Genomic DNA, 12,469 nt, shown 5'->3' with positions numbered 1-12,469 from the left:
CGGTCGCGCCGCTTCGGCCTCGCCGGGCGCCGTGGCGTCCGAAACGAAGGATGGACACCCCGAATGCACCAGCGGATCCTGCTGCGAGCCCGCAAGGGCCCGTTCGACGTCGTCACCGCCGAGGAGACCTACGAGCGGGACTGGATCGGCAAGAACAGCGGCAACCTGGTCTTCAGCCACGCCGCGCACAAGCTGCTGGCCACCTCGACGGCGGAGATCACCCCGTCGCGGTTCCGGGCGGACCCGCGCGATGCCGACGAGATCAACGAGAAGTACGACGTCTTTGTGATCCCGCTGGCAAACGCGTTCCGCCACGACTACGCGAACCGGCTGACCTCGATGGCCCGGCTGATCGAGCGGCTCAAGATCCCGGTGGTGGTGCTCGGGGTCGGGGCGCAGACCGACGTGGACGGCGGCCTGGAGTCCCTGCGCCCGATCGACGAGCCGGTGAAGGCGTTCTGCCGGGCGGTGCTGGACCGGTCGCACAGCATCGGCGTACGCGGCGAGATCAGCGAGAGCTACCTGCGTTCGCTGGGTTTCTCCGCCGTCGAGCAGATCGGCTGTCCGTCGATGTTCCTGCACGGCGACAGCCTCCGGGTCGAGAAGGCGAAGGCGACCCTGAGCACCGAGGACCGGCTCGCGTTCGTCATCTCGCCGTACGTCCGCGCGTTGGCCCCGCTCGTCCGCCACCACCACCAGCGCTACCCGAACCTGCGCTACATCGCGCAGGGCCTGTACGCCCTCGGCACCCTGCTCTACGGCGACGCACCGAACTTGCGCGGCAAGACCGACGACATGCCCATCCACACCTCGCACCCGCTCTTCGCCGAGGACAAGGTGCGGATGTTCATGGACCCGTGGCCCTGGATGGAGTACCTCTCCGGGTTCGACTTCGCCTTCGGCACCCGGATCCACGGCACCATCACGGCGCTGATCTCCGGCACTCCCGGGTACCTCCTCGCACACGACTCGCGCACCCTGGAACTGGCCCGCTACTTCGACATCCCGCACCGGTTGATGCGCGACGTACCGGCCGACCTCGACGCCGCCCAACTCTACGAGGAGGCCGACTACACGGCCCTGAACGAGGGCCACAAGGAGCGCTTCGCGCGGATCAGCGCGTTCCTCGCCAAGCACGACCTCGGCCTGTCGTTCGCCGACGGGGACAGCGCCACCCGCTTCGACGAGCAGGTCCGCCGAACCGTCTACCCGCAGGCGGTCCGGCCGGCCTCGTCCTACACCACGGACGAACTGCTGGCGCGCATGCAGTGGCTGCGCGACGAGAACCAGACGCTCCAGCAGAAGCTCAAGACGCGCCGCGCGCAGCCTTTGCGCGAGCAGGTCAAGCAGGCGGTGGGCGGCCGGGTCCGCCGGATGCTGTCGCGCTGACGGCCGCAGGCCCGGGATAGCCGACGTCGATCACCCGCCGTCCGGCCCGCACCCTGCCGCGTCCAGCAGCGTTCCGCCGGGTACGCGCAGTGCATGGCGAAGCTGCGTGTGTATGCCCCCCGGCCCGTCCTCAAAGCGGCCCCGGGCCGCACGCTTTGCCGCCCCGGCGCGCGCCGGCCGCTGCCGCCTTGGCGATGCCTGATGCCCGGCGGCTGGCGCGGACATCGAGAAACCCGGCAGGCCGCCGCAGAACGACAGACAGTTGATCGTTGGTGGGCCGGCAGCCGGCCGGGCCGCTCGGCCACCAGCCCGTGGCGCGGGAGAGGCACACGTCGGCCGCGTCGGTGAGGTGGCGCTCGGTGAGGTCAGAAGTTCGTGGCCGGTTGCGGTGGATGGTGTTTGACTCTTGCTCGTGATCGATGGCGGGAAGCTGCGTGCGTGTCTCGTGGCCCATTGGGGACTGGTGAACGCGGCGGTTCAGGTACACAACGGCGGAATGAACTCGGCGACGTGGTTCGTCTCCGAGGGCGGTGAACGGTGGGTAGCCAAGGCAGTTGCGCCGGGATCGCGCCGGCCCTTCATCGGCGGCCTTGAGGTCGCGGCTCATGTCGAGAGGGCAGGCGTTGCGGCTGGCACCCCGCTGGTGACGAGGCGCGGAAGCATCGTCGTCGACGTCGACGGAGTGCCGCTCGCGTTGTTGAACTGGGTCGCAGGCAGCGGGCTGATCGGCAGGAGGCCGGACGAGCAACGGCTGATCGGGGCAACCCTGGCGCGTGTGCACGCAGCACTCAGAAGCGTGACGATCAAGGATGCCGACCGGTTCCACTGGGTCGATCCGCGGGCGCCGCATCTGCTGGTCCGTCCTTGGGTCCAACCCTCCGTGGCGGCCGCCCTTGCCGGTTACGAGGCGCTTGATGTCGGGTCTTTGTCGTGGGGCCTGTTACACACCGATCCGGCTCCAGAGGCATTCCGGCTCGACCGCAAGACGGGAGAGTGCGGACTGATCGACTGGAGTATCGCGATGAGCGGTCCGCTTATGTACGACCTCGCATCGGCAGTGATGTATGTCGGCGGAATCGATAACGCGGACTACCTGGTGGAGGCATACCTGGAGAGCAAGACGATGACGCGCGCCGAGGTGGAACACGGCTTGCCGGCCATGCTCCGGTTTCGCTGGGCGGTGCAGGCCGACTACTTCGCCCGCCGCCTTGTTACCGACGATCTGACCGGAATCACGAGCATGGCCGACAACGAGGTGGGCTTGGAGAATGCGCATCGATGGCTCGACCGCCTGGCGGCCAAAGAGCCTTCCTGGGCACGCAGGGGGCATGCGACAGCGTGAAACGTCGGTAACCAGCCACCAACAGGACGAGCCGGGCCGAGCTCTTTCGGCAATTTCCTGCGTCCGCCCCGGGATTCCGTCCTACTGGTTGCAGCGCGACTCAGCCAGTGCGGACAGGGAGGGGCTCGATCATGAAGATCGTTGTCATCGGTGGCAGCGGGCTCATCGGCTCCAAACTCGTGAAGATCCTCGGTGCCCATGGCCACGAGGCGGTGCCGGCGTCGCCGAAGACCGGCGTGAACACACTGACCGGCGAGGGAGTGGCGGAGGCGCTGTCCGGCGCCGACGCGATTGTCGACGTGTCGAACTCGCCGTCGCTCGAGGGCGGCGCCGCACTGGAGTTCTTCGAGACGTCCACGCGTAACCTCCTTGCCGCCGCCGCGGACGCCGGGGTGGGGCACTACGTGGTGCTCTCCGTCGTGGGCTCGGAACGGCTTCCGGAGAGCGGCTACATGCGGGCGAAGGTCGCCCAGGACAAGCTCGTCACCGCGTCCGGGCTCCCGTACTCCCTGGTGCACGCCACACAGTTCTTCGAGTTCCTGCAGGGCATCATCGACGCCGCGACGGACGGAGACACCGTGCACCTCGCGCCGGTGCTGATCCAGCCGATGGCGGCGGACGACGTGGCGGCCGCGGTGGCCGACGTCGTGGTCGGCGCGCCGGCCAACGGTGTGGTCGAGGTCGGAGGTCCGGAGCGGTTCCGCCTCGACGAACTGGGACGATCCACCCTCGCGGCCCAGCAGGATCCTCGATCGGTGGTGAGTGACCCCGGCGCCCGGTATTTCGGTGCCGCGCTGTCCGAGCGTTCGCTCGCCCCCGCCGACGGCGCCCGCATCGCCGCCACCCGCCTCGACGACTGGCGGACGCGGGCGACCCACGGCCGGTAGCTGTCCGGGAGCGGATGCGAGGGGCGCCGGTGTCCGTCGCGCGGAGCTACGCTCCTTGTTCCGAAACTTTCGGTGCTGTGTCGGTTCAGGAATCCGCAGTGTCGTCAAGCGCTCGTGCTGGCAGCGGGCCTGTTGACGGATGCCGGAGCACTTAGTAGCCTCAGCGCACAAAATCATGGCATGTAAATATCTCGATAAGTTTCGGAGGCGGCGACCTCACCGGCCGCGGGACAACGGCTGACCCGTCGGTGGGGCCACCCGTCGGCTTCTGCCTGCGCGCCGGCGCCGGCGAGAACCCACCACCACCCCACCACCGCTGCTCACGATCACACCGCTGGAGGGCCGTTGAAACGCGTCCGGACCACCGCCACAGCAGTCATCGCCGCCGCCGCGCTCCTCCTTGCCGGTTGTGGGGGATCAGACGGCGAGTCGGACTCGAAGACCTTCGAGTTCTGGTCGTTCGCCAACATCAACCAGAAGGCCGACGTCGACGTCTACACCAAGGCGCACCCCGATGTGCGCATCAAGCTCACCGAGGTGGGCAGCACCACCGAGACCGCGCAGGCGCTCACCGCCGCGCTGGCCGGCGGCAAGGTGCCCGACCTGGTGCTCATCCAGGCCGACGACCTGCCGAAGTTCATGCAGTCCCCGGACAACTTCGTCGACCTCACCACCCTGGGCGCGAACGACATCAAGGGCAACTACCTCGACTGGGTGATGGCACAGTCGACGACGAAGGACGGCAAGATCATCGGTGTGCCGACCGACGTCGGCGGCTTGGCGGTGGCCTACCGTACCGACCTGTTCAAGGCGGCCGGCCTGCCCACCGACCGGGACGAGGTCTCCAAGCTCTGGCCGACGTGGGACGAGTTCATCAACGTCGGTAAGCAGTACGTCCAGAAGACCGGGAAGCCGTTCGTGGACAACACGCCCACCAGCGTCTTCTTCCAGGCGGTCAACCAGGGCAGCCAGCGCTACTACAGCGCCGACCGCCAGCTCGACTACGACAACGAGCAGGTCAAGGCGGCATTCGACGTGACGCTGAAGGCCTTCGGCGCGGGCATCTCCGCCAAGCAGGGGTCGTTCTCGTCGGGCTGGACCGCGGCGATGAAGAAGGGCGACTACGCGGTGGTGTGCTCGCCGTCCTGGATGCTCAGCCAGATGAAGACGAACGCCCCCGAGACGAACGGCAAGTGGGACATCGCCACCATTCCCGGTGGCTCGGGGAACTGGGGCGGCAGCTTCCTCGCCATCCCCAAGCGCGCCAAGAACGCGAAGGCGGCGTGGAACTACATCAACGAGATGCAGTCGCCGAAGGGTCAGCTGGACCACTTCCTGATGCAGGGGTCGCTGCCCACCACGCCCTCGGTCTACACGGACCCGCAGCTGGTCGGGAAGACCGACCCGTTCTTCAGCAACGCGCCGATCGGCAAGATCTACACCCAGTCGGTGATCGGGATCAAGCCCTTCTACTTCGGGCCGCAGGACGGTCCCATCGGCACCGAGTTCCTCAACACGCTCACCAGCGTCGAGCAGGGCAAGGTCAACCCGGCGAACGCCTGGGACACCGCGCTGAAAAACGTCAAGAACGCCGTACGCGAATGACGGAGGGCTGAGTGCGGCGGCCGGGCCGAGCCCGGCCGCCGCCCATCGGGAGGGTGACGCCTTGACCACCATGCTCGGCCCGGCCCCGGTTCCACCGGACGTCCGCAGGCCCGCTCGCAACCGGCGGATCCAGCAGGGCGTACGGGAGTTCCTGGCGCCGTACGCGTACATCTCGCCGTTCTTCGTACTGTTCCTGATCTTCGGCCTGTTCCCGCTGCTGTTCACCTTCTACATCTCGCTGTTCGACTGGGATCCCATCGGCGAGCACCGCTTCGTGGGGCTGGACAACTTCTCCGAGCTGCTGGACGACCCGCGTTTCTGGGGGGCGCTGCGGAACACGTTCAGCATCTGGGTGCTCTCGACGGTGCCGCAGTTGCTCCTGGCGCTCGGCCTGGCGCACCTGCTCAACCACGCGCGGCTGCGGCTGGCCGCGTTGTTCCGGATGTCGGTGCTCGTTCCCTACGTCACCTCGGTGGCGGCCACGACCATCGTCTTCGCCCAGATGTTCGACCGTGACTACGGCATGATCAACTGGTTTCTCGGGCTGCTGGGCTTCGCGCACATCGACTTCACGGCGTCGCTGTGGGGCAGCCACATCATGATCGCCACGATGATCGCCTGGCGCTGGACCGGATACAACACACTGCTGTACCTCGCCGCGCTGCAGGCGGTGCCCCGGGAACTGTACGAGGCCGCCGCCGCCGACGGCGCGAACGGCTGGAGACAGTTCCTGCACATCAGCATCCCCTCGTTGCGGCCGATCATCGCGTTCACCGTCGTGACGTCGACCATCGGCGGGCTGCAGGTCTTCACCGAGCCGCTGCTGGTCAACCCGGTGGGCGGACTCACCTGCGGGGCCGCACGACAGTGCCAGACCGTCACCCTCTACCTCTACGAGCAGTCCTTCGGGCAGTTCCACTTCGGCTACGGGGCGGCGGTCGGCGTCGCGCTCTTCGTCATCGTGGTGGCCTTCTCCGCCCTCAACTATCTGCTGACCACCCGAATCCGTTCGGAGCGCCCATGAAGCCCGTAGCGCCGACCGCCGCGCCCCGGCGGGCCCGGCGGCGCCAGGCCAACCGCGTCTCGATCCCGGTGTACGCGCTGCTCACCCTCATGGCGCTCGTCAGCGTCTTCCCGCTCTACTGGATGTTCGTGGTGGCGACGACGGACTCCGCCACCGCGACGACGCTTCCCCCGACCCTCACGCCCGGCGGCAACTTCCTGCACCTGGCGGAGCTGGTCTTCACCATCGTGCCGTTCGTGCAGTCCCTGCTCAACAGCGTCATCGTCGCCGGCACGGTCGCCGTGGGCCAGGCGGTGCTCTGCGCGTTGGCCGGATTCGCCTTCGCCAAGCTGTCCTTCCCGGGCCGCAACACGCTGTTCCTCATCGTCGTGCTGACCATGACGGTGCCGGCGCAGCTGGCGGTGGTGCCGCAGTACCTGATCATGTCCCAGTTGGACTGGGTGGACAGCCTGCAGGCGGTGATCGTTCCCGGGCTGGTGAGCGCGTTCGGCATCTTCTGGATGCGCCAGCACATCGGCAGCACCATCGACGACGAGCTGATGCAGGCCGCGCGGGTGGACGGCGCGACCACCTGGCAGATCTTCTGGCGGATCGCCTTCCCGCTGGTCCGGCCGGCGGCGTACGTGCTGGGGCTGTTCACGTTCGTCTACGCGTGGAACGATTTCCTGTGGCCGTTCATCGTCCTGAAGTCGCCGGAGAACTACACCGTCCAGATCGCCATCAAGGCGCTGCAGCAGAACCGGGACATCGATCTGGGCCTGGCCATGTCCGGCTCCTTCCTGGCCACCATTCCGCTGCTGGTGTTGTTCGTCTTCGTCGGGCGCCGTCTGGTGCAGGGAATCATGGAAGGCGCGTTCAAGGGGTGAGGTCCCGTGCCGTCCCGTCAGCCGGCCGGCCGGTAGTCGAACCAGTCGAACCTGGCGGTCCCCTCGGTGACGTACATGCCGATGACCCGGCCGGTGAACCCGGACGCGACCTCGGTGGACAGGTAGCGACCGTCGAGTTCCGCCAGACACGACCAGCCGTCCCCGGTCTCGACCTCGAAGCTGATCGTGTCGCTGCCGGCGGCCGTGACGCCCACGTAGCCCGCCTGCGCCAGAGCGCCGGACGAGGTGACGGTCGGGGGCAGCACGTCGGTGGTCCGGATGCTCAGGGCCACCGTCACCGCCCCCGCCCGGACGGGACACTGCCCGAACACCTGACGGAACGGCCCGACCCGGCCGATGACCCGCGCCTGTCCCCGCGCGATCTCCAGGTCGTAGTGATGGGCCTCGTCGATCCGGACGGTCAGGCCGGATCGGCCCGAGCCGGGATCGACGCGGGCGCTGACCCGGCAGTCGTGGTGCTGCTGGCGGCGGCCGACGACGGTGGCGCCACCGCGGTCGAGGCTGTCGCCGGTCGCGTGCAGGGTCAGCCAGCCCGGCCGGTCCGTCAGCGACCACGCCGAGGCGGGCCGGTCACGGGGAGAGATCCACTGGACGCCCAGCCGATCGTCGTCGAAGTCGTCCCGGTCCTCCCACCGGCTGGTCCCCGCCGGGCCGGTCCCGGACGAGACGGGGTCGACCACCGGCCAGCCGTCGACCCAGCGCACCGGCACCAGGAACGTCTCCCGCCCCAGGACGTGGTAGGGCGGCCACTGACCCCGAGGGCGGATGCCCAGCAGGACCATCCACCAGCTGCCGTCGGTGGCCTCGACCATGTCGGCGTGCCCGGTCGCCTGCACCGGCTGGTCGGTGCCGCGGTGCGTCAGGATCGGGTTGGCCGGTCCGGGCTGGAACGGCCCGCGCGGCGAGCGCGCGCGGGCGACGCTCACCGCGTGGCCGGTGTGGGTGCCGCCCTCCGAGACGAGCAGGTACCACCAGTCGCCGACCCGGTACAGATGCGGCGCCTCGGGGTACTGGCCGCCCGTGCCCGACCACATCGGCACCGGCCCCTCGAAGACCTCTCCGGTACGCGGGTCGATCCGGTACGACTCGACTCCGGACACCGTCATCCAGCAGGTGCCGTCGTCGTCCCACGCCAGCGACGGGTCCACGTGGGGCAGGTCCAGGTAGACCGGATCCGACCACGGGCCGGCCGGATCGGTCGCCGTGACGATCAGGTGCCGGTCGAGCGTGACGTTCGTCGTGACGACCCAGAACCGGCCGTCGTGGTGACGGATCGTCGGCGCGTAGATGCCTCGCGAGGCAAGCGTGTCGGCGGGCAGCCGAAGCTGATCGGCGCGGTCGAGCACGTTGCCGATCTGCCGCCAGGTGAACAGGTCGCGACTGTGGAAGATCGGGACCCCGGGCGTGTACTCGAAGCTCGAGCACACGAGGTAGTAGTCGTCACCGGCGCGGCAGATGCTCGGATCGGGCCAGAAGCCCGGGAGGATCGGGTTGCGGTAGCCGCCGTCCGCGGGCTCCGGTTCCATTTCCGCTCCTTCTCGTACGGGCACGGCATGAGTGTCGATGTCGCGTACCGCCTCGGGCAAGCCGCGCGGGGCGGCGGCTCCGGAACCGGGGACGGCCGGTGACGAGCCTCCGCCGCCGACTGCCCGGCCGGCTCCGGCGCGCCCGTCGCAGCCCGTACCCCTTCACGGTGCGGCGCGGGCTGCGCGTGCCGATGGACGACGGCGTCGAGCTGGTCGCCGACCTCTACCTGCCGGCCGGCCCGGCGGAGCCGCCGCTGCCCACGATCGTCGTCCGCTCGCCGTACGGCCGGCACGGCTCGCTCACCCACGCGCCGGCGCTGGCCGGCGAGGGGTTCACGGTGCTGGTGCAGAGCTGCCGCGGTACGGGTGGCTCCGGCGGCACCTTCCGGCCGCAGCTCGACGAGCAGCGCGACGGCATGGCCACCCACCGGTGGGTACGCCGCCAGCGGTGGTTCACCGGCACTGTCGCGACGTACGGCGAGAGCTACCTCGGCTACACCCAGTGGGCCGTGGCGGGACGGATGTGCCGGGACGATCCCGGGAACGCCCCGGATGCCCTGTGCCTGAACGTGACGATGGCCGACTTCGGCGCGGTCACCTGGACCAACGGCGCCTTCTCGCTGGGCGGCTCGCTGGGCTGGTCGCGCCTGATGGCCCTGCGGGGCATGCGCGGCACCCTGGTCCGGGCACGGCTCGCCCGGCGGCCGGACCGGAAGCTGGCCGAAGCCTTCGACGTCCTGCCGCTGTCGCGCGGCGACTCCACCGTGGCGGGCCACCCGATCGGCTGGTACCAGGACTGGCTGGCCCACGAGAAGCTCACCGACGACTACTGGGCCCGGCAGTCGCACACCGCGTCGGTGCCGGACGTCACCGCACCCGTGTACATGGCCACCGGCTGGTACGACCTGTTCCTTCCCTGGCAGCTGCGCAACTACGCCCAGCTCGCCGCCGCCGGTCGCCCGCCCCGGCTGACCATCGGCCCGTGGGGCCACAGCGGCGAGCAGAGCCCGTTCCTCGCCGAGTCGGTCGCGTTCCTCAAGGAACACTTCGCCGGCGCGCCGGCGGCCCGGCCCGCGCCCGTACGCGCCTTCCTGACCGGCGCGGACCAGTGGCGCGACCTGTCCGCGTGGCCGCCGCCGGGCACCGCGGCGCGGCGGTGGTACCTGCACCCGTCCGGGCTGCTCGATCCGGCCCGCCCCGACGGCGGCGGCACCCGCTACACCTACGATCCCGATCGGCCCACACCCGCACTCGGCGGTCCCGGTCTGGGCCCGTCCTGCGGGCCGGTCGACAACAGCGCCCACGAACGCCGTACGGACGTGGCAGTGTTTCGCAGTCCACCGCTGGATCGCGCTGTCATCCTCGCCGGGGAGCCGATCGCCCGCGTCCGGTTCCGCTCGACGGCGGCCAGCGCGGACGTGTTCGTCCGGATCTGCGACGTGCACCCCGACGGCCGCTCGATGAGCGTGTGCGACGGCATCCGCCGCATCGGCGGCGCCGGTACCGCGGCCACCGATCCGCGGCCCGACGAGGACGGCTTCGTCGAGCTGGAGGTGCCGTTGTGGCCGGCGTTCCACCGCTTCGCCGTCGGCCACCGCGTCGCGGTGCAGGTCAGCTCCGGGGCGCATCCGCGCTACGCCCGCAATCCCGGAAGCGGTGAGCCTGCCGCCACCGCGACCACGACCGTACGGGCGAGGCAGGAGATCTCCCACGACGGCGCCCGCCCGTCCGCGATCGACCTGCCGGTGTGCACGTGACCGGGGGCGGGCGCGCCGGCGGCATCTCGATCAATCGACAAGGAGGGCTCCCGGATGGCATCGGTGTTCCATGTGGCGACGAGCGGTTCGGATCGCGCCGACGGCTGCGCCGAGCGGCCGTTCCGGACGATCAACCGGGCCGCGCGCGTCGCGCAGCCCGGCGACACGGTGGTGGTGCACGCGGGGGAGTACCGCGAGTGGGTCAAGCCACGCCACGGCGGTCTCAGCGACTCCCGCCGCATCACCTACGAGGCGGCGCCCGGCGAGCACGTGGTGATCAAGGGATCGGAACGTGTCACCGGCTGGGAGCCGCTCGACGGGACGGTGTGGCGTGCGGTCGTCGACAACGCGCTGTTCGGCTCGTTCAACCCGTTCGCCGAGGAGGTGACCGGCGACTGGATCGTCTACCGCCCGGGTGCGCCGCGCCGGCACCTCGGCGAGGTCTACCTGAACGGCCTGAGCTTCTTCGAGGTGGGGAGCCGGGCGGAGGTCGACGATCCGCCCCGGCGTACCGAGGTCGTCGACGACTGGACCCGGGTGACGCAGCCGATCGGCGACCCCGATCAGACCCGGCTCGTCTGGTACGCCGAGGTCGGTGAGCGGACGACGATCTGGGCCAACTTCCAGGGCGCCGACCCGAACACGGAACTGGTCGAGATCAACGTACGCCGCAGCGTCTTCTACCCCGACCAGCCGCACCGGGACTACATCACCGTTCGTGGCTTCGAGCTGGCGCACGCGGCCAGCCCGTGGGCGCCGCCGACCGCCGACCAGCCCGGCCTGATCGGGCCCGGCTGGGCGAAGGGGTGGGTCATCGAGGACAACGTGATCCACGACGCCAAGTGCGCGGCGATCTCGATCGGGAAGGAGGGGTCGACCGGGCAGAACTTCTCGGCGCTGCGCGGTGACAAGCCGGGCTACCAGTACCAGCTGGAGTCGGTCTTCGCGGCCCGCCGGATCGGGTGGGACCGGGAGCACATCGGCTCGCACGTGATCCGCCGCAACACCATCTACGACTGCGGCCAGAACGCGATTGTCGGCCACCTCGGCTGTGCGTTCTCCACGATCGAGGACAACCACATCCACCGCATCGGCGTGAAGCGCGAGTTCTACGGGTACGAGATCGCCGGCATCAAGCTGCACGCGGCCATCGACGTGGTGATCCGGCACAACCGGATCCACGACTGCTCGCTCGGCACCTGGCTGGACTGGCAGGCGCAGGGCACCCGGCTGTCCCGCAACGTCTACCACGACAACTCCCGGGACCTCTTCGTCGAGGTCAGCCACGGCCCCTACCTGGTCGACCACAACATCTTCGGCTCGCCCGCCGCGCTGGAGCTGTTCAGTCAGGGCGGCGCCTTCGTCTGCAACCTGATCTGCGGCACGGTGCGGCTGGAGCCGGTGATGGACCGCGCCACGCCGTACCACCTGCCGCACAGCACGCAGGTCGCCGGGTACGCGGTCGTCTACGGCGGCGACGACAGATACGTGGGGAACCTCTTCCTGGGCGGCGACCCGGGCGCGGCCTACGGCGCGGGCGCGGAGGGCGAGGGGCCGGCGCTGGCCGGCACCGCCGGATACGACGGCCATCCGGCGTCGTTCGAGGAGTACCTGGCCCGCCTCGCCGACCAGCCGCCCAGCGACCAGCAGAAGTACGCCGACGTGAGACAACCGGTGTACGCCCGCGCGAACGCCTACGCCGCGGGGGCCCGGCCGTTCGACGGTGAGCGCGAGCCACGGGTGCTGGGTGCCGCGACCGCGACGGTCGTCGACGACGGTGACGGGGTCTGGCTCGTCACCGACCTTCCCGGCGCGTTCGACGAGGCGCGTGTCGGTGTGGTCACCGGCCGGGACCTGGAACGGGTCCGGTGCGCCGACGCGGATTTCGAGGAGCCGGACGGCAGCCCCGCCGTCATGGACACCGACCTCACGGGTGCGCCCCGGCAACCCGGGCGGGACGGCGCGGTCGGCCCGATCGCGGGCCTGGCGTCCGGGACGCGCCGTACCCGCGTCTTCTGACGGCGGACCCGCGCGGACGTGCGGCCACGGTGA

The 12,469-nt window shown here is 69.9% G+C and carries 9 protein-coding genes; 8 read left to right on the top strand and 1 reads right to left on the bottom strand.

Going from position 1 to position 12,469, the window contains the following annotated elements; all coding sequences use genetic code 11:
* Nucleotides 1-63 precede the first annotated feature (63 nt).
* The 6 genes from O7607_RS30020 (at nucleotide 64) to O7607_RS29995 (ending at nucleotide 7,113) form a co-directional block, all read left to right on the top strand.
* Nucleotides 64-1,389, top strand: a complete 1,326-nt coding sequence (locus O7607_RS30020; protein WP_269706818.1) for a polysaccharide pyruvyl transferase family protein — start codon at nucleotides 64-66, stop codon at nucleotides 1,387-1,389.
* A 412-nt stretch (nucleotides 1,390-1,801) separates the two neighbouring features.
* Nucleotides 1,802-2,731, top strand: coding sequence for a phosphotransferase enzyme family protein (locus O7607_RS30015; RefSeq protein ID WP_269707119.1), 930 nt, complete (start codon nucleotides 1,802-1,804; stop codon nucleotides 2,729-2,731).
* Between the two features lie 131 nt (nucleotides 2,732-2,862).
* A complete protein-coding gene (locus O7607_RS30010; protein WP_269706817.1) occupies nucleotides 2,863-3,618 on the top strand; it encodes an SDR family oxidoreductase in 756 nt (251 codons plus the stop codon).
* A gap of 345 nt (nucleotides 3,619-3,963) precedes the next feature.
* Nucleotides 3,964-5,223 carry an ABC transporter substrate-binding protein gene (locus O7607_RS30005; RefSeq protein WP_269706816.1) on the top strand — a complete coding sequence of 420 codons (1,260 nt, stop codon included), beginning with the start codon at nucleotides 3,964-3,966 and terminating at the stop codon, nucleotides 5,221-5,223.
* Nucleotides 5,224-5,293: 70 nt separating this feature from the next.
* Nucleotides 5,294-6,247 carry a carbohydrate ABC transporter permease gene (locus tag O7607_RS30000; protein ID WP_269707118.1) on the top strand — a complete coding sequence of 318 codons (954 nt, stop codon included), beginning with the start codon at nucleotides 5,294-5,296 and terminating at the stop codon, nucleotides 6,245-6,247.
* Nucleotides 6,244-7,113 (top strand): carbohydrate ABC transporter permease, encoded by an 870-nt coding sequence (locus tag O7607_RS29995; RefSeq protein ID WP_269706815.1) that lies wholly within the window; start codon nucleotides 6,244-6,246, stop codon nucleotides 7,111-7,113. Before O7607_RS30000 ends, O7607_RS29995 begins: the two co-directional genes overlap by 4 nt.
* Before the next feature lie 17 nt (nucleotides 7,114-7,130).
* Here O7607_RS29995 and O7607_RS29990 read toward each other — a convergent pair whose 3' ends face one another.
* Nucleotides 7,131-8,660 carry a glycoside hydrolase family 43 protein gene (locus O7607_RS29990; protein WP_269706814.1) on the bottom strand — a complete coding sequence of 510 codons (1,530 nt, stop codon included), beginning with the start codon at nucleotides 8,658-8,660 and terminating at the stop codon, nucleotides 7,131-7,133.
* 98 nt (nucleotides 8,661-8,758) lie between these two features.
* Here O7607_RS29990 and O7607_RS29985 point away from each other — a divergent pair, with 98 nt between their 5' ends.
* Together O7607_RS29985 and O7607_RS29980 are read left to right on the top strand one after the other, a co-directional pair.
* Nucleotides 8,759-10,417: a CocE/NonD family hydrolase gene (locus O7607_RS29985; RefSeq protein ID WP_269706813.1), complete on the top strand. Its 1,659-nt coding sequence runs from the start codon at nucleotides 8,759-8,761 to the stop codon at nucleotides 10,415-10,417.
* Between the two features lie 54 nt (nucleotides 10,418-10,471).
* Complete coding sequence (locus O7607_RS29980; RefSeq protein WP_269706812.1) at nucleotides 10,472-12,436, top strand: right-handed parallel beta-helix repeat-containing protein; 1,965 nt, start codon at nucleotides 10,472-10,474, stop codon at nucleotides 12,434-12,436.
* The last annotated feature ends 33 nt before the right edge of the window (nucleotides 12,437-12,469 follow it).

Source organism: Micromonospora sp. WMMA1949 (assembly GCF_027460145.1).
GTDB lineage: Bacteria > Actinomycetota > Actinomycetes > Mycobacteriales > Micromonosporaceae > Micromonospora.
This window is presented reverse-complemented; position numbering and strand designations above follow the sequence as displayed.